The sequence below is a fragment of the Pararhizobium polonicum genome, assembly GCF_001687365.1.
GTDB lineage: Bacteria > Pseudomonadota > Alphaproteobacteria > Rhizobiales > Rhizobiaceae > Pararhizobium > Pararhizobium polonicum.
Genome location: NZ_LGLV01000007.1, coordinates 272,386 through 288,930, shown reverse-complemented (window position 1 = coordinate 288,930; position 16,545 = coordinate 272,386). Strand labels below are relative to the sequence as shown.

The 16,545-nt window shown below is 61.7% G+C and carries 15 protein-coding genes; 11 read left to right on the top strand and 4 right to left on the bottom strand.

Annotation, left to right across the window (positions count from 1 at the left end):
* The first annotated feature begins 5 nt into the window (after positions 1-5).
* Positions 6-314, top strand: coding sequence for a DUF1244 domain-containing protein (locus ADU59_RS12205; RefSeq protein ID WP_068954389.1), 309 nt, complete (start codon positions 6-8; stop codon positions 312-314).
* Positions 315-467: 153 nt separating this feature from the next.
* Positions 468-731, top strand: coding sequence for a DUF2312 domain-containing protein (locus tag ADU59_RS12200; RefSeq protein WP_056339810.1), 264 nt, complete (start codon positions 468-470; stop codon positions 729-731).
* Positions 732-806: 75 nt separating this feature from the next.
* Here the strand turns inward: ADU59_RS12200 and ADU59_RS12195 are convergent, their stop codons facing one another.
* Together ADU59_RS12195 and ADU59_RS12190 are read right to left on the bottom strand one after the other, a co-directional pair.
* Positions 807-2,687 (bottom strand): peptidoglycan L,D-endopeptidase MepK, encoded by a 1,881-nt coding sequence (locus ADU59_RS12195; RefSeq protein WP_068954543.1) that lies wholly within the window; start codon positions 2,685-2,687, stop codon positions 807-809.
* A 184-nt stretch (positions 2,688-2,871) separates the two neighbouring features.
* Positions 2,872-4,419 (bottom strand): sigma-54-dependent transcriptional regulator, encoded by a 1,548-nt coding sequence (locus ADU59_RS12190; protein ID WP_068954542.1) that lies wholly within the window; start codon positions 4,417-4,419, stop codon positions 2,872-2,874.
* Between the two features lie 192 nt (positions 4,420-4,611).
* On the opposite strand from ADU59_RS12190, the gene ADU59_RS12185 reads away from it, so the two are divergent.
* The 3 genes from ADU59_RS12185 (at position 4,612) to ADU59_RS12175 (ending at position 8,649) form a co-directional block, all read left to right on the top strand.
* Positions 4,612-6,474: a M3 family oligoendopeptidase gene (locus tag ADU59_RS12185; RefSeq protein WP_068954388.1), complete on the top strand. Its 1,863-nt coding sequence runs from the start codon at positions 4,612-4,614 to the stop codon at positions 6,472-6,474.
* 232 nt (positions 6,475-6,706) lie between these two features.
* Positions 6,707-7,864 carry an aminodeoxychorismate synthase component I gene (locus ADU59_RS12180; RefSeq protein WP_068954387.1) on the top strand — a complete coding sequence of 386 codons (1,158 nt, stop codon included), beginning with the start codon at positions 6,707-6,709 and terminating at the stop codon, positions 7,862-7,864.
* The gene (locus ADU59_RS12175) at positions 7,861-8,649 is read left to right on the top strand and encodes an aminotransferase class IV family protein (protein WP_244506412.1); all 789 of its coding nucleotides are present in this window, start codon (positions 7,861-7,863) and stop codon (positions 8,647-8,649) included. The genes ADU59_RS12180 and ADU59_RS12175 overlap by 4 nt, the downstream gene beginning before the upstream one ends.
* Before the next feature lie 9 nt (positions 8,650-8,658).
* Here the strand turns inward: ADU59_RS12175 and hppD are convergent, their stop codons facing one another.
* The gene (gene hppD / locus ADU59_RS12170) at positions 8,659-9,771 is read right to left on the bottom strand and encodes a 4-hydroxyphenylpyruvate dioxygenase (RefSeq protein WP_068954386.1); all 1,113 of its coding nucleotides are present in this window, start codon (positions 9,769-9,771) and stop codon (positions 8,659-8,661) included.
* Positions 9,772-9,900: 129 nt separating this feature from the next.
* Between hppD and ADU59_RS12165 the strand changes: the two genes are divergently transcribed.
* On the top strand, positions 9,901-10,380 hold the full coding sequence (locus ADU59_RS12165) for an Lrp/AsnC family transcriptional regulator (RefSeq protein WP_068954385.1): 480 nt from the start codon (positions 9,901-9,903) through the stop codon (positions 10,378-10,380).
* Between the two features lie 9 nt (positions 10,381-10,389).
* On the opposite strand, the gene ADU59_RS12160 is transcribed toward ADU59_RS12165, so the two are convergent.
* A complete protein-coding gene (locus ADU59_RS12160; RefSeq protein WP_068954384.1) occupies positions 10,390-10,848 on the bottom strand; it encodes a MarR family winged helix-turn-helix transcriptional regulator in 459 nt (152 codons plus the stop codon).
* A gap of 67 nt (positions 10,849-10,915) precedes the next feature.
* On the opposite strand from ADU59_RS12160, the gene hmgA reads away from it, so the two are divergent.
* The 5 genes from hmgA to ADU59_RS12135 all read left to right on the top strand — a co-directional run bounded on the left by hmgA (position 10,916) and on the right by ADU59_RS12135 (position 16,474).
* Positions 10,916-12,271, top strand: a complete 1,356-nt coding sequence (hmgA, locus tag ADU59_RS12155) for a homogentisate 1,2-dioxygenase (protein ID WP_068954383.1) — start codon at positions 10,916-10,918, stop codon at positions 12,269-12,271.
* Between the two features lie 176 nt (positions 12,272-12,447).
* Positions 12,448-13,464, top strand: a complete 1,017-nt coding sequence (locus ADU59_RS12150) for a fumarylacetoacetate hydrolase family protein (RefSeq protein ID WP_068954382.1) — start codon at positions 12,448-12,450, stop codon at positions 13,462-13,464.
* A gap of 10 nt (positions 13,465-13,474) precedes the next feature.
* The gene (maiA, locus tag ADU59_RS12145; protein ID WP_068954381.1) at positions 13,475-14,131 is read left to right on the top strand and encodes a maleylacetoacetate isomerase; all 657 of its coding nucleotides are present in this window, start codon (positions 13,475-13,477) and stop codon (positions 14,129-14,131) included.
* A 67-nt stretch (positions 14,132-14,198) separates the two neighbouring features.
* Complete coding sequence (locus ADU59_RS12140; RefSeq protein WP_068954380.1) at positions 14,199-14,846, top strand: alpha/beta hydrolase family protein; 648 nt, start codon at positions 14,199-14,201, stop codon at positions 14,844-14,846.
* Between the two features lie 176 nt (positions 14,847-15,022).
* Positions 15,023-16,474, top strand: coding sequence for a homospermidine synthase (locus ADU59_RS12135; RefSeq protein WP_068954379.1), 1,452 nt, complete (start codon positions 15,023-15,025; stop codon positions 16,472-16,474).
* Positions 16,475-16,545 lie beyond the last annotated feature (71 nt).

The following is a 16,545-nucleotide window of genomic DNA, read 5'->3' as shown; positions in this document are numbered from 1 at the left end:
CGACGATGAGCGACTTGACGCCGCAACAACAGCTTGAATTCGAAGCCGCCGCCTTTCGCCGCCTCGTTGCCCATCTGCGCGAACGCAGCGACGTGCAGAACATCGACCTGATGAACCTGGCTGGCTTTTGCCGCAACTGTCTGTCCAACTGGTATCGCGATGCGGCCAATGCTGCCGGCGTGCCGATGGACAAGGAAACGTCCCGTGAAATCGTCTACGGCATGCCCTATGACGAATGGCGGGCGCTGAACCAGCAGGAAGCATCAGCCCAGCAAAAGGCCGCCTTCGAGACAAGCAAGCCGAAGGAGGCGTAGCATCGCCAAGGCCTCCAAAGGTCGGAAATTCGCGTGATGTTACGCAATGTCACTTGACCTTGAACGCGCTTCACGGCAGGTCACAGCCTCACAAATTCAAGTCCCAACCCCATTCATCCCCCAACCCATTCATCCCCCAACAAGGAGAAGACCATGTCGGATGCCCACGGCGTCGCCCGCGATCAGCTCCGCTCTTTCATCGAGCGGATCGAGCGACTGGAAGAAGAGAAGAAGACCATCGCCGATGACATCAAGGATGTGTACGGCGAAGCAAAGGGAACCGGCTTCGATACGAAGATCCTGAAAAAGGTCATCGCCATCCGCAAGCAGGACAAGGACGAGCGCATGGAACAGGAAGCCATCCTCGACACCTATCTCGCAGCGCTCGGCATGATCGAAGCGCCGGAAGCGGAATAAGACGGCTCAGCCGCAACCAACAAAAAACCCGCCTAGGCGGGTTTTTTTACGACTGCATGAGATCAGAGGAGAAGATCAATTGCTGCTGAACTTCTTCACTTCCATGAAATTGACCGCATTGCCGCTGAACCGGGCCGTATCGATGGCGACGGTATCGTTCGAGAAACCGGCGGAATAGACCGTCGTCGGCGAGGCGCGCAGCTGCTTGCTCACGAAACGCGGCGCCTTCACCGGCTTCGACAGGGTCGCCATACGGCCGTTCGTCAGAGCCCACGAGGAAATGATCTGCTGCGTCAGCTTCGGCTCGGTCCGGACGGACGACCGCGTTGCCGCATCGGCCTCCTGCTTCTTCGGGCGCTTGCCTTTGGTCGGCGCTTCGGCATTGGTTTCGAAAGCATCGTCAAAGATCGCGGCACGGGCTTGCGCCCCGGACTGCGGGACGAAAGCGGCCATCTCGACCGGTGGCTGCTGCTCCTGCCGCGTCGGCTGCGCCAGGGCGACACGCGTCTGCGCCGTGGCAGCGGCGTCCACCGGCCGCTGCGCCTGGGCAACGGCCTGCGGCTGGGCCCGCTCGGCAAAGGACGGCACGGCGACATTGGCGTCGGCCACGGCCATCAAGGCTTCCTCGCCTGCCGGACGCGCGCCCGGAACCGGGACGAAACCAAGGGCTGCGACATCGTCAGGCAGCACCGCGGCATTCGGATCCGTCGAGGCCATCAGCATATCGCTGCCGGCATCGCCGTTCGCGCCGCGTTTGCCAAGCATTTGCGGCACCGGAATCTTGTAGGCGTTCAAATCGGCATATTCGCTTTCGGTGGCTGCCGGCTGCGGCAAAGCCGCTGCCCAGGCTTCCTGCGCGGTCACGGTATTCCGGGTCGGCGCCACCAGCGCCGTCTGGATGCCGCCGTCAGCCGGCGCATCCTTGAATGCAGGCCTGACGCCGGGAACCGGGGCCGCGACAGCCGTCTGCTGAGCCGCATTGTCCACGCCCGGAAGGGCCGCCGGCTGCCCTGCGGCAACCTGCGTCGCCTGCGCCTTGGCTACAGGAGCCTTGGCAACCTGCTGCTCGCCGGCACCTTCGAGTTCGCCACTGGCGATTGCATTGGGTTCTTCATCCTCGTCGCCACCGCCGCCGAACAGCATCGCAAACAGGTTGCCCCGGCGCTTGGTCGTATCCTTGTCGCCCGCCCCCTTGGCGCCGCCGCCAGCCACTTCGATGGCGCTGGCACCGACGCGGCGCTTGTAATCGGCCACAGCCAGTTCATAACCCGGCAACGGTTTGCCGTCGGACGGAACATGCATGGTCTTTCCATCGGGGAAGAGGCGGGCAAGTTCGTCGCGGCTCATGCGCGGCCAGGCGCGAACGCCGCCGACATCCATGTGCACGAACGGCGAGCCTGACGTCGGATAATAACCGACGCCACCCACCTGGAACTTCATGCCGATTTCGCGCAGCGTCTTCAGCTTGACGTCGGGCAGATAGAAATCCATCGCCTTGCCAAGCATATGCTGGCTCTTTTCGGCCACGCCCTTGGAACGCGACCGCAGCATGCCGTTGGTGGCCGGCGAACGGTAGGCCGAAACCACGTGGATATAATCGCGCGAACCGCTCTTCTGGTAGACTTCCCAGACGAGGTCGAGAAGACGCGGATCCATCTTCGTCGGTTCATTGCGGCGCCAGTCGCGCAGGAAACGGTTGATTTCCTGCAGGCCCTTCGCGTCGTAGCGGCCATTGCGCTTGAACGTGATCGAGGCTTTTTCCTGTGTGTGAATGAAATAGAGCTTGAGCGTCCGCGTCTGGCCGGCCGCCTCGACGGGCGGAGCAAAGCCAGGGGTCACCATGGAAGCGGCAATCAGAAGCGATGCGAGAACACGCGGCGTCTTACGGGCCACCGCGGCGCAAAAGCGGGTTATCACGGAGCCGTTAGGCTTCTTGAATCCGAACAAATTTTGCAAACTCAATCCCCGTCCGACGGACAATGCGTCCCGTGGCTGCTCAGATGACTGTCAATTACGGTGACAGCATGGCATATATGCCACAGTCATCGGTTATCCTTATAATATAGTGAATGGTTCACTAACAAGGTCTAAACGACAACAGCCAAATACGAGGGATCGCGACGGATTGTTATCCGTCGCCTTACGCGGCTTCGCTGAAGGGATCGTCGGGATTGATCCCGTAATCCTTGAGTTTGCGGTAGAGCGTCGAGCGGCCGATGCCGAGTTTCCGCGCCACCTGGCTCATCTGTCCGCGGTAGAATTTCAGCGCGAAACGAATCAGTTCCTCTTCGACATCTGCCAGTTTTCGCACATTTCCACCATCGTCGACGCTCGCAATCGCGTTTTCCGGATGTTGGTCGGCGGCGGCATGGCGCGTATCCGCTTTCTCGGCAGCGCTGAAATGCGGATAGACCGGCGGCAGATGATCGGCATCGGCGATCGGCAGTCCGCTCGGCCCGGTTTCTTCCCAGGTGAAGCCCGACTTTTCCGCGACGACATAGCCGGGGATCTGCGTGGCGATCTGCGGGAAATCCTTGACCGTAAGCTCGGCGCCTTCGGCAAGAACGACGGCCCGGAAGATGGCGTTCTCCAGCTGGCGGATATTGCCCGGCCAGTCATAGGCGGTCAAAAGCGCCATCGCCCCGCTCGAAACGGAGAGCGATGCAGACAGTCTCTGCTCCAGCGCAAAACGCTCGACAAAGGTGCGTACCAGAACCGGGATATCCTCCTTGCGGCGGCGCAGCGCCGGAATGGCGATGGGGAAAACATTCAGCCGGTAGTAAAGATCCTCGCGGAAACGGCCTTCGCGCACCTCGTTGATCAGGTCCTTGTTGGTGGCCGAGATCAGCCGGACATTGACCTTCTGCGGATGGCGGGCGCCGATCGTCTCGATCTCGCCCTGCTGCACGGCGCGCAGAAGCTTCACCTGGACTTCGAGCGGCAGATCGCCGATCTCGTCGAGGAACAACGTGCCGCCGTCGGCATCGGCAAACTTGCCGGAATGTTTTTCGGTGGCGCCGGTAAAGGCACCCTTCTCATGGCCGAAGAGAATGCTTTCGACCAGATTGTGCGGGATGGCACCGCAGTTGACCGTGACGAAAGGCTTGTTGGCGCGCTCGCTCGCATGCTGGATGGCGCGCGCCACCATTTCCTTGCCGACGCCGGATTCGCCTTCGAGAACGATCGGGATATTCGACTGCGCGGCGCGGCGCGCAAGATCCAGTACCCGGATCATCGCCGGGCTTGCCGAGACGACATCGTCGAAACCGACGGAGCCGCTGCGCGAGCGTTTTGGCACACGCCCCTTGCTATCGCGGTGCTCCAGTTTCAGGGCATTGGTGATGGCAACGCTGAGGCGCTCGGGCGAAACCGGCTTGACGACGAAATCGAAGGCGCCGGCCTGCATGGCCAGAACCACCGTCTCGATGCCGCCCTGCCCCGTCTGGACGATGACGGGCGTGTCGATGCCGCGCTCGGCAACCGCTTCGAGAAACCCATGGCCGTTCATTTCCGGCATCATCAGGTCAAGCAGGATGACGCTGATCAGGCCGCGCTTGCGTTCCAGAAGCTCGAGACCGCTACGGCCATTGTCGGCCAGATGCGCAATATGACCGAGGCGCTCGATCATGTTCGTCAGCAGCCGGCGCTGGACCGGATCGTCATCGATGACGAGAATTTGGGATGTCATGAAGGCCTCCTGCTTCCGCGTAGAACCCGATCGGCACGTCATGTGCCGCATCGTGAGAAACATTCCTGTCAGAAAGGCCTGAAAATCCTCTTTTGAGAAATGCTTGCATTTTAACCATTGCCGACGTTAGGTCATGGCCCATATCCGCCTGTCCGCTTCGCCGCCCGGCCTTGACAAAAAGAGTGACCGCTCATGCATCATCTACCCTCTTTCCAGATCCTCTCATCCATCGCCCGTGCCGCCACGTCCGGCGCTGCGGAAACCAGTGGGCTGGGTGACCTGCCCTCATGGAAACTGGAGGATCTCTACCCTTCGGCGACATCGCAGGAATATCTCGGCGACATGGCGAAAGCAGAAACCCTGTCGCTGGCATTCGAGACCAAATGGAAGGGCAAGCTGGCGCAGGCGGCAACGCTTGCCGGCGACGAAGGCATCGGCGCGGCCGTGCGGGAATTCGAAGCGCTCGAAGACCTGATGGGCAAGATCGGCTCCTTTGCGGGCCTCACCTATTTCTCCGACACGTCCAGCCCGGCCAACGGCAAGCTCTATGGCGACGCCCAGTCGAAACTGACCGATATGGCCAGCCATCTGCTGTTTTTCTCGCTGGAAATGAACCGGATCGACGATTCTGTCATCGATGCGGCGCTCGAAAACGACACGCTGACAGCCCATTACAAGCCGTGGATCGTCGATCTGCGCATGGACAAGCCCTACCAGCTTGATGACAAGATCGAGCAACTGTTCCTCGAAAAGTCCATGACCGGCGCCGGTGCCTTCAACCGGCTGTTCGATGAGACGATGGCTGCGCTGACCTTCACGATCGATGGTGAAACCTTGCCGCTCGAAGTGACACTGAGCATGCTGCAGGAAGCCGACCCGGCCACCCGCAAGAAGGCGGCGCAAGCGCTGACTGAAACCTTCAAGGCCAATATCCGCACCTTCACGCTGATCACCAACACGCTCGCCAAGGACAAGGAAATTGAAAAACGCTGGCGTGGCTTCGACGATATTGCTGACTTTCGCCACCTGGCCAACCGTGTCGAACGCGATGTGGTCGACGCATTGGCCACTGCCGTGAAGGATGCCTATCCGCGCCTGTCGCACCGCTACTATGCGATGAAGGCAAAGTGGCTCGGTATGGAACAGATGGAATTCTGGGACCGCAACGCGCCGCTGCCGGAAAGCCCGACGACGCTCATTCCCTGGAGCGAGGCCAAGGAAACCGTGCTGTCGGCCTATGGGGCTTTCCAGCCGGAAATGGCCGATATCGCCCGCCGCTTCTTCGATGGCGGCTGGATCGACGCCCCGGTGCGTCCCGGCAAGGCGCCCGGCGCGTTTGCGCATCCGACCGTGCCCTCGGCGCATCCCTATGTGCTGGTCAATTATATGGGCAAGCCGCGTGACGTGATGACGCTCGCCCACGAACTCGGACATGGCGTGCATCAGGTTCTGGCCGGCGGCCAGGGCGCGCTGATGGCCTCGACGCCGCTGACGCTGGCTGAAACCGCCTCCGTCTTCGGCGAAATGCTGACCTTCCGGGCGCTGCTCGACAAGACCAGGGACAAGCGCGAACGCAAGGCCATGCTCGCCCAGAAGGTCGAGGACATGATCAACACGGTCGTGCGACAGATCGCCTTCTACGAGTTCGAGCGCAAGGTCCACACCGCCCGCAAGAACGGCGAACTGACGGCTGATGATATCGGCCAGCTCTGGCTGTCGGTGCAGGAGGAAAGCCTCGGACCAGCGATCCGGATTTCCGAGGGTTACGAGACCTATTGGGCCTATATCCCCCACTTCATCCATTCGCCCTTCTACGTCTACGCCTATGCTTTCGGCGATTGCCTGGTAAACTCGCTCTATGCCGTCTACCAGAAGGCCGAAACCGGCTTCCAGGAAAAGTATTTCGAGCTTTTGAAGGCTGGCGGCACCAAGCATCACTCCGAACTGCTCGCCCCCTTTGGCCTCGATGCCACCGATCCGTCGTTCTGGGCACAGGGCCTGTCGATGCTGGAGGGGCTGATCGACGAGCTCGAGGCGCTTGATAGGCAGGCGTAATTCTTGAGCAGGTATGGAAGATGACAGCGAGCTTTGCGGATGCCGGCATGGATCCTCGGGTCAGGCCCGAGGATGACGATCTGCAGGCTTGGCTGGCGGGAACGCCGCTGCCGGCATACCATAGGCAGCCCCGTTCTTCGCCAGCGTGCACCCGTCCTCTGTCATCGCGCGCCCATTCTCCGTCATCCTCGGGCCTGACCCGAGGATCCTTACGGACACCACTGTGAACAGCATGACCGACACCGGCCCCTATGTTCTGTTCCGGGACGACAGCGAAGACAGAACGACTGTCTTCGCCGAGCCGTCACGCGTCATCACCGCTCGCACGCAAGCGGACTTCTGGCGCGGCCTCGCGGACATGGACGCCGCGCACAAATCCGGAAAATGGCTTGCCGGCTTCATGAGCTACGAGGCGGGACACCTCTTCGAAAGGAAGCTCGCCCCCTTCGCCGAGGAAAACCGCCGTACCCCGCTGATGTCGTTCGGCATCTTCGACGCGCCTGCACAAAAGCATCCGCTCGCCGAACCCCGGCGCCGCGTCGAGAACGAGCCGTTCATCACCGAGCCCCGCGCACGCTGGAACTTCGACGCCTACAGACAGCGCTTCGACCGGCTGCACCAGCATCTGCGGCAGGGCGATTGCTACCAGGCGAACCTGACCATGCCGGTCAGCGCCCGCTGGAACGGCGATCCGCTCGCCGCCTTCTGGTCGCTGATCGAGCGGCAGCCGGTGAAATACGGCGCGCTCGTTTCGCTCGATGGTCCGATCCTTTTGTCGCGCTCGCCCGAACTGTTCTTCCGGGTCGACAGCGACGGCTGGATCGAGACGCATCCGATGAAAGGCACCGCGCGGCGCGGCGCGACACCGGCCGAGGATCAGGATCTCATCCGCGAAATGCGCGAGGACCCCAAGTCCCAGGCCGAAAACCGGATGATCGTCGATCTCCTGCGCAACGATATTTCGCGCATCACCGAGGTCGGCACGCTCGATGTGCCGAAGCTGTTCGATATCGAGACCTATCCGACCGTGCACCAGATGGTCAGTCATGTCCGGGCCAAACTTCTGCCCGATATCGGCATCGCGCAGATTTTCGAGGCGCTGTTCCCCTGCGGCTCCGTCACCGGCACGCCGAAGATGAGGGCGATGGAAATCCTCCATGATCTCGAAGACGGACCGCGCGATGCCTATTGCGGCTCGATCGGCTTCATCGCACCGGATGGTACCATGCGTTTCAATGTCGCCATCCGCACCCTCTCGCTTTTCCCGGAAGGCGAAGCCATCTTCAATGTCGGCGGCGGCATCGTCTTCGATTCGACCGCCGAGGCGGAATACGAGGAATGCCTGCTGAAGGCCCGCTTCGCCGTCGGCGATGCCTGGATCGAACGATGAATGATTTCTCGCTGATCGAGACGATGCGATGGGAGTCCCGCACCGGCATCGTTCGCCTGCGGCTGCATCTGGCCCGGCTGAAGCGCTCGGCCGGACGGCTGGGGTTTCCGGGAGCGGAGAAGGCGGCGGAAAAGCTGGCTGACGTGCTTGGGGAAAGTCTACCCCCCTCTGCCCTGTCGGGCATCTCCCCCTCAAGGGGGGAGATCGCTCGGGACACATCCCCCCTTGAGGTCGACTCCGGATTGATCTCCTCCCTTGAGGAGGAGATGTCGGCCCGGCCGACAGAGGGGGGTAACCCCGACAAGACAACCAAAGATCAAGCCCCCCTCCGCATCCGCCTGACGCTCAGCCCTACCGGCGAAATCGCCATCACCACAGCACCCTTCACACCCCTGCCGGACGGTACCGTCTGGCGTGTCGCGATCGCCACGACCCGCCTTCACTCCACCAACACGCTCCTGCGCCACAAGACCACCCGGCGCGCGGTCTACGAGATGGCGCGCACCGAATACCCGGCGACGGAGGCGGATGAAGTGCTGCTGCTCAACGAAAAGGGCGAGCCCTGCGAAGGCACGATCACCTCGATCTTCCTTGACGACGGATCGGGCATCCTGAAAACGCCGCCGATCGCCTATGGATTGCTGGCCGGGGTGCTGCGCACCGAACTGATCTGCGCCCGCCGCGCCCGCGTGCAGCGCCTGACGCTGAAAGACCTGCAGAACGGCACGCTCTATATGGGCAACTCGCTGCGCGGGTTGATCCGCGCAGAGCTGATATCGGCGTAGGCTGATCCGCTACTCGGCTGCAGCCGGGTGCAGCACGCCGCGCCGGATCTGGTCCGCCTCGATCGATTCGAACAGGGCGCGGAAGTTGCCTTCGCCGAACCCTTCATCGCCCTTGCGCTGGATGAATTCGAAGAAGATCGGTCCGATCACGGTCTTCGAGAATATCTGCAACAGGATGCGGGTCAGGCCGCCATCCACCACGCCCTCGCCGTCGATCAGGATGCCGTGCTGCTTCATCCGCTCGATCGGCTCGTCATGGCCGTTCACGCGGTCGTGCGACAGTTCGTAATAGGTCTCCGGCGGGCCGGGCATGAACTTCAGGCCGTTGTCGGCCAGCTTGTCGGTCGCCTCGTAGATACCGTCCGTTCCGACGGCGATGTGCTGGATGCCCTCGCCCTTGTACTTGCGCAGATATTCCTCGATCTGGCTGGTGTCGTCCTTGGACTCGTTCAGCGGAATGCGGATCTTGCCGCAGGGCGAGGTAATCGCCCGGCTCGTCAGGCCCGTGATGCGCCCATCGATATTGAAGAAATGGATCTGCTTGAAGCCGAACAGTTCGCGGTAGAAATCCCACCACGTGTCCATGTTGCCGCGATAGACGTTGTGGGTGAGGTGATCGAGATAATAGAAACCGACGCCTGCCGGCTTCGGATCGCGCTCGCCCAGCCAGTCGAATTCGGCCTCATAGGGCGAACCCTTCTTGCCATAGGTCTCGATGAAATAGAGCAGCGAACCGCCGATGCCGACAATGGCCGGAACGTCGAGCGCCTTGTCCGTGCCTTCGTAGGGCGTCGCGCCCTTCGAGACAGCATGCGCGAAGGCATGCCTGGCATCGACGACACGCCAGGCCATGGACGGCGCGCAGGGGCCGTGATCGCCGACGAAGCGCATGGCATGGCTGCCCGGCTCGGCATTCAGGATGTAATTGATATCGCCCTGGCGCCAGACGCTGATATCCTTGGCACGGTGCCGGGCGACACAGACATAGCCCATGCGGGTGAAAAGCTCGCGCAGCTTTTCCGGCTCGGGATGGGCAAACTCGACGAACTCGAAACCGTCGGTGCCGGCCGGGTTTTCGGTGGTGATGCCTGTCGGCGGCGCATCATGCGGGAAGGGTCCCATGGTTCTCTCCTCAAAGCTTCAGCTCAAGGACCATCATGACGCAAATTTCATGCATTGTTCTTGCATTCTTGCGCATACTATCGGAATTATACGCACGGTTCATGCATACAATTGAGGATATCTGCACGAATGGAACAGATGGATGGCTATGACCTCAAGATCCTCGCCGAATTGCAGGGTGATGGCCGTCTGACCAACAACGAACTGTCGGAACGGATCGCCCTGTCGCCGTCGCAATGTTCCAGACGGCGGGCAAGACTGGAGACGGAAGGGTTCATTCACGGCTACCGGGCCGTGCTCGATCGCGCCAGGCTGGGGCTTGATCTCATGGTGGTGATCGCCGTTACACTTGCGACCCACAATCGCGACAACGCCAAGCGCTTCGCCGCCCTGATCGCCGACCTGCCGGAAGTGCTGGAATGCTACGCCCTGACCGGCGAGATGGACTATCACCTCAAGGTCGTGACCTACGATCTTTCCGGGCTTTCGCACTTCGTCAACGATGTGCTCCTGCCGCATGACAGCGTGCAGCACGTCAAGACCTCGATCGTGCTGGCAACGCTGAAGGATTTTCAAGGGTTGCCGGTGCGTCAACGCGGCAGGCACTGACGCGCATCATCAGCCCGGCTTCACCATCACGCCTTCAACGGCGGCCAGCCCGGATGACAGCGCTTTGAGGCCATCCTGTCCCAACAACGTTTCGAGTTCCGCCGAATAGTCACGCGCCAGCCGCGTCAGTTCCTGATAAGCCTTGGCACCGGCGGCGGTGAGTTCCAGATGCTCGACACGGCGGTCCTCTTCATGCTGGGTCCGCTTCAGCCAGCGGCGTTCCTCCAGCGCAAAGACCGCCCGGCTGACCTTGGTCTTGTGCATGGTCGAGTGGGCGCCGACTTCCGTGGCCGTCATCCGCCCGGAGCTTCCGAGCGCCGCCAATGTGCGCCACTCCGGCCGCGTCAGGCCATATTCGGCCTTGTAGGCAGCGGCAAAGCGCAGCGCGATAAACTCCGCCGCCCGATTGAGGCGAAACGGCAGAAACTGATCGAGATCGAAATCACCCGTGACAGTCTTGTCGCTCATGGCTTCCTTGATAGTTACAAAATAGACAGTTACATTTGTAACCACACTCTTGGAGGAGGTTCAAGCCATGCTGGAGAAAACCCGGACCGTCGCTGTCGATGCGGTGGCCAACAGCCCGCAATATATGCCGGGCTTCGGCAACGATTTCGAGACCGAGTCCCTTCCGGGCGCGCTGCCGCAGGGCCAGAACAGTCCGCAGAAATGCAATTACGGGCTCTACGCCGAACAGCTCTCCGGCTCGCCCTTCACAGCGCCACGCGGCACCAACGAGCGTTCCTGGCTCTACCGCATCCGCCCGAGCGTGCGCCACACCCGCCGTTTCAGCAATGCGAGCTACCCCTTCTGGAAATCGGCCCCCTGCCTCGACGATCACTCCCTGCCGCTCGGCCAGCTGCGGTGGAACCCGATCCCGGCACCGTCTGAAAAGCTCAACTTCCTTTCAGGCATCCGGACGATGACGGCCGCCGGCGACGTCATGACCCAGGTCGGCATGGCGGCACATGCCTATGTCTTCAACGACGACATGATCGACGATTATTTCTTCAATGCCGATGGCGAACTGCTGGTCGTGCCGCAGCTCGGCACTATCCGCGTCTTCACCGAAATGGGCATCATGGATGTCAAACCCTCGGAAATCTGCCTCATCCCGCGCGGCATGATGTTCAAGGTCTCGCGTCTTGGCGACAGTTCAGACTGGCGCGGCTATATCTGCGAGAACTACGGCGCCAAGTTCACGCTGCCGGATCGCGGCCCGATCGGTGCCAATTGCCTCGCCAATCCGCGCGACTTCAAGACGCCGGTGGCAGCGTATGAGGACAAGGAAACACCGTGCCGTGTGCATGTGAAATGGTGTGGCAAGTTCTACGTCACCGAGATCGGCCATTCGCCGCTCGACGTGGTGGCATGGCACGGCAACTACGCGCCGTTCAAATACGACCTCAGAACCTTCTCGCCGGTCGGCGCCATCCTGTTCGATCATCCCGATCCGTCGATCTTCACGGTGCTCACCGCACCGACCGAAGAATCCGGAACCGCCAATGTCGATTTCGTCATCTTCCCGCCGCGCTGGCTGGTGGCCGAACACACGTTCCGGCCGCCCTGGTACCATCGCAACATCATGAGCGAATTCATGGGCCTGATCCACGGCCAGTACGATGCCAAGGAAGAAGGCTTCGTGCCCGGCGGCATGAGCCTGCACAACATGATGCTGCCGCACGGGCCGGATGCGCCGGGTTTCGAAAAAGCATCGAACGTCGATCTCAAGCCGGTCAAGCTCGACCACACCATGGCCTTCATGTTCGAGACCCGCTACCCGCAGCAGCTAACCCGCTACGCCGCCGAACTCGAGACATTGCAGGACAATTATCTCGAATGCTGGGATGGCCTGGAACGCAAGTTCGACGGAACGCCGGGCATCAAGTGAGGTCGCCCCTCATCCGCCCTGTCGGGCACCTTCTCCCCGTAAACGGGGAGAAGGGACAAGCGGCAAACTCTGTTATCCCCTCTCCCCGCCTGCGGGGAGAGGGCTAGGGTGAGGGGCAACCCAGCAAATGAATAAGCCGGTCGTCTACTTGGGAATAAACAACGGAAGTCAAAACCATGAAACTCGCAACCCTCAAGGATTCCACCCGCGACGGCCGGTTGATCGTCGTCTCCAAGGATCTCACCCGCTGCTCGGAGGTCGGCCATATTGCCCGCACGCTGCAGGCAGCGCTCGACGACTGGGAATACGTGGGGCCACGTCTGGCCGAAGTGGAAGAAGGTATGGAGACAGGCTCGCAGCCTTCGATGCGGTTTCACGAGCACGCCGCTGCCTCGCCGCTGCCCCGCGCCTATCAGTGGGCGGACGGTTCGGCCTACGTCAATCACGTCGAGCTGGTGCGCAAGGCCCGCAACGCCGAGATGCCGGCATCCTTCTGGACCGAGCCCTTGATGTATCAGGGCGGTTCGGACAGCTTTCTCGGCCCCCGCGATCCGATCGTCATGGCTGACGAATCCTACGGCATCGACATGGAAGCCGAGATCGCCGTCATCGTCGATGACGTGCCGATGGGCGCGACGGCCCTGGAAGCCCGCGCCGCCATTCGCCTCGTGATGCTGGTCAACGACGTCTCCTTGCGCGGCCTGATCCCGGCGGAGCTTGCCAAGGGGTTCGGCTTCTTCCAGTCGAAACCGTCCTCGGCCTTTTCGCCGGTCGCCGTGACGCCCGACGAACTCGGCGACGCCTGGGACGGCGGCAAGCTGCACCTGCCGCTTCTGGTCGATCTCAACGGCAAACCGTTCGGCCGCGCCAATGCCGGCATCGACATGACCTTCGATTTCGGTCAACTCATCGCCCATGCCGCGAAAACCCGGCCGCTCTCAGCCGGCACCATCATCGGTTCCGGCACGGTCTCCAACAAGCTGGACGGCGGGCCGGGCAAGCCGGTCTCGCAAGGCGGCGCCGGCTATTCCTGCATCGCCGAGATCCGCATGATCGAAACGATCCAAACCGGTGCCCCGGCCACGCCGTTCCTGCGCTTCGGCGATAGCGTCCGCATCGAGATGAAGGACAAGGCGGGGCATTCGATCTTCGGCGCGATCGAGCAGATCGTCACGCAATATGAAAGAGGCTGAGGCGGCTCCCATGAACGAGACGATTCTGTTCGACTACTGGCGCTCGTCGGCCAGCTACCGGGTGCGCATCGCACTCAACATGCTGGCGATCCCCTATCGCTCCGTCGCCGTCGATCTTCTGGCCGGACAGCACAAGCAACCGGAGCATCTTGCCCGCAATCCGCAAGGGCTGGTGCCTGCACTTCAGATCGATGGCCGGATGCTGACGCAGTCGCTGGCGATCATCGAGTACCTGTCGGAAACGCGGCCCGGCTCCGACCTGCTGCCGTCCGCCCCTCTGGAACGCCACCGCGTCAGAGCGCTGTCCGATGCGATTGCCATGGACATCCATCCGGTCTGCAATCTCGGCGTCGTTTTTCACGTCATGCAGCAATCGAGCGATCCGGATGCGGCGCGCTCAGCGTGGATGCGCAAGTTCATCGGCGAAGGTCTCGAAGCGTTCGAGCGCATGCTGGACGGCCCCGATACCGGCACGTTCTGCCATGGCGACCGGCCGACCATGGCCGACCTTTGCCTCGTGCCGCAGATCTACAATGCCCGCCGCTGGAATGTCGACCTGTCCGCCTGCCCGAGCGCAGCGACAATCGCGGAGAGATGCGCGGCGCTTCCCGCGTTTGCGGCGGCGCATCCTGATCAGGCCACACCAAAACAACCTCTAACGCGTTAAGCTGCTTTCCGGCGAAGGCGAATTTCGGCATAACCCTCCGATCGATCGACCACGCGCGGGCCTCATCATGCACCCAGACTTTCTCATCGACGGCCCGGCCGACGCGACCGTGACCATCCTGCTTGCACATGGCGCAGGAGCGCCGATGGACTCCACGTCCATGAACGCAAGCACGATGGCCCTCGTTACAGCCGGCTTTCGGGTGGCACGCTTCGAGTTCGGCTATATGGCTGCGCGTCGCAGCGCCGGCACGCGCAAGCCGCCGCCGCGGGCAGACACGCTGATGCCGGAATACCGGGCGGCCGTCGCCCGGCTCGGCGCGAGCGGACCGCTGATCATCGGCGGCAAATCGATGGGCGGTCGTGTTGCCAGCATGGTCGCCGACGACCTTCTATCCAAGCAAGCGATCGCCGGCCTCCTGTGCCTCGGATATCCGTTCCACCCGCCCGGAAAGCTGGATAACCTGCGCACGCAACATCTGGCGGAGCTGAAAACGCCCACGCTCATCTGCCAGGGAACCCGCGACGAATTCGGCACGCGCGAGGAGGTCGCAGGGTACGCGCTGTCCGGCAACATCCGTATTCTCTGGCTGGAAGACGGTGATCACGACCTGAAGCCACGCAAGACGCTTTCCGGTTTCTCGACCGCCGACCACCTGAAAAGCATGGCTAAAACAGTGAAGGCATGGTCCGCCGGAATAACTGGGACAGCCTGAGAACGGCCGCCACCGCCGCCCACAAACCTGTCATCAGCAGCGTGCTACAAACCGGTTGAGTTGCCGTGCCGCCCCTTTATTGTGACAGAAATCTATGCTCTAGGGCCTATCAACGAGAGGGCAGGCACGGTATGCCCTCCATATCCAGACGAACCCGTCCGCAGGAGACAAGCGAAATGGCAGAAACAACCTACCCGATTCACGGCGAAATTACCGGCCCGATCGTCATGATCGGCTTTGGCTCCATCGGCCGCGGCACCCTGCCCCTGATCGAGCGCCACTTCAAATTCGACAAGAGCCGGATGGTTGTCATCGACCCGCGCGAAGATGCAGGCGACATGGAAATCCTTGCCAAGCATGGCGTCCGCCACATCAAGGAATATGTCACCAAGGACAATTACAAGGACCTTTTGAAGCCGCTTCTGACCGAAGGCGAAGGCCAGGGCTTCTGCGTCAACCTGTCGGTCGATACCGGCTCGCTCGATCTGATGAAGCTCTGCCGCAAGCTCGACGTCCTCTATATCGATACCGTCGTCGAGCCCTGGCTCGGCTTCTACTTCGACAAGAGCATGAAGAACTCCGAGCGCACCAACTACGCGCTGCGCGAAACCGTGCGCAAGGAAAAGGCCAAGAACCCGGGCGGCACGACCGCCGTTTCCACCTGCGGCGCAAACCCGGGCATGGTCTCCTGGTTCGTCAAGCAGGCCCTGCTCAACCTTGCCAAGGATCTCGACGTAAAGTTCGACGAGCCCGACCAGCATGACCGCGAAGGCTGGGCCAAGCTGATGAAGAAGGTCGGCGTCAAGGGCGTGCATATCGCCGAGCGCGACACGCAGCTGACCAAGAACCCGAAGCCGCTCAACGTCTTCTGGAACACCTGGTCGGTCGAAGGCTTCATTTCCGAAGGCCTGCAGCCGGCCGAACTCGGCTGGGGCACCCACGAAAACTGGATGCCGAAGAACGCCAAGAAGCACAAGAAGGGCAACAAGGCGGCGATCTATCTGGAGCAGCCGGGCGCCAACACCCGCGTCCGCACCTGGTGCCCGACGCCGGGCCCGCAATACGGCTTCCTCGTCACCCACAACGAATCCATCTCGATCGCCGACTATTTCACGGTCCGCGACAAGGATGGCGAAGTGACCTTCCGCCCGACCTGCCATTATGCCTATCATCCGGCCAATGACGCCGTGCTGTCGCTGCACGAAATGTTCGGCAATGGCGGCAACGCGCAGCCGGTCCACCACGTGCTCGACGAACACGAACTGGTCGACGGCATCGACGAACTCGGCGTGCTGCTCTACGGCCACGACAAGAACGCCTACTGGTACGGCTCACGCCTGTCGCTGGAAGAAACCCGCCGCATCGCCCCCTACCAGAACGCGACCGGCCTGCAGGTCACGTCGGCCGTTCTCGCCGGCATGGTCTGGGCATTGGAAAACCCGACGGCTGGCATCGTCGAAGCCGACGAGATCGACTACAAGCGCTGCCTCGAAGTGCAGTCGCCCTATCTCGGCCCGGTTGAAGGCCACTACACCGATTGGACCCCGCTCGATGGCCGCCCGGGCCTGTTCCCGGAAGAGCTCGACACCAAGGATCCGTGGCAGTTCAAGAACATTCTCGTTCGCTGAACCGTCTGAATCAGTTGGAAAATTTGACGCCCGGGGAACGATTCCCGGGCGTTTGCCGTTGATGGGGGGAA

Bases quoted from the DNA above. Each gene is read 5' to 3' on its own strand.
- ADU59_RS12180 (WP_068954387.1), top strand. From the start codon at position 6,707: ATGACCGACACCGGCCCCTATGTTCTGTTCCGGGACGACAGCGAAGAC.
- ADU59_RS12150 (WP_068954382.1), top strand. From the start codon at position 12,448: ATGAAACTCGCAACCCTCAAGGATTCCACCCGCGACGGCCGGTTGATC.
- ADU59_RS12200 (WP_056339810.1), top strand. From the start codon at position 468: ATGTCGGATGCCCACGGCGTCGCCCGCGATCAGCTCCGCTCTTTCATC.
- ADU59_RS12165 (WP_068954385.1), top strand. From the start codon at position 9,901: ATGGAACAGATGGATGGCTATGACCTCAAGATCCTCGCCGAATTGCAG.
- hmgA (WP_068954383.1), top strand. From the start codon at position 10,916: ATGCTGGAGAAAACCCGGACCGTCGCTGTCGATGCGGTGGCCAACAGC.
- ADU59_RS12185 (WP_068954388.1), top strand. From the start codon at position 4,612: ATGCATCATCTACCCTCTTTCCAGATCCTCTCATCCATCGCCCGTGCC.
- ADU59_RS12175 (WP_244506412.1), top strand. From the start codon at position 7,861: ATGAATGATTTCTCGCTGATCGAGACGATGCGATGGGAGTCCCGCACC.
- ADU59_RS12135 (WP_068954379.1), top strand. From the start codon at position 15,023: ATGGCAGAAACAACCTACCCGATTCACGGCGAAATTACCGGCCCGATC.
- ADU59_RS12205 (WP_068954389.1), top strand. From the start codon at position 6: ATGAGCGACTTGACGCCGCAACAACAGCTTGAATTCGAAGCCGCCGCC.
- ADU59_RS12160 (WP_068954384.1), bottom strand. From the start codon at position 10,848: ATGAGCGACAAGACTGTCACGGGTGATTTCGATCTCGATCAGTTTCTG.
- ADU59_RS12190 (WP_068954542.1), bottom strand. From the start codon at position 4,419: ATGACATCCCAAATTCTCGTCATCGATGACGATCCGGTCCAGCGCCGG.
- ADU59_RS12140 (WP_068954380.1), top strand. From the start codon at position 14,199: ATGCACCCAGACTTTCTCATCGACGGCCCGGCCGACGCGACCGTGACC.
- maiA (WP_068954381.1), top strand. From the start codon at position 13,475: ATGAACGAGACGATTCTGTTCGACTACTGGCGCTCGTCGGCCAGCTAC.
- hppD (WP_068954386.1), bottom strand. From the start codon at position 9,771: ATGGGACCCTTCCCGCATGATGCGCCGCCGACAGGCATCACCACCGAA.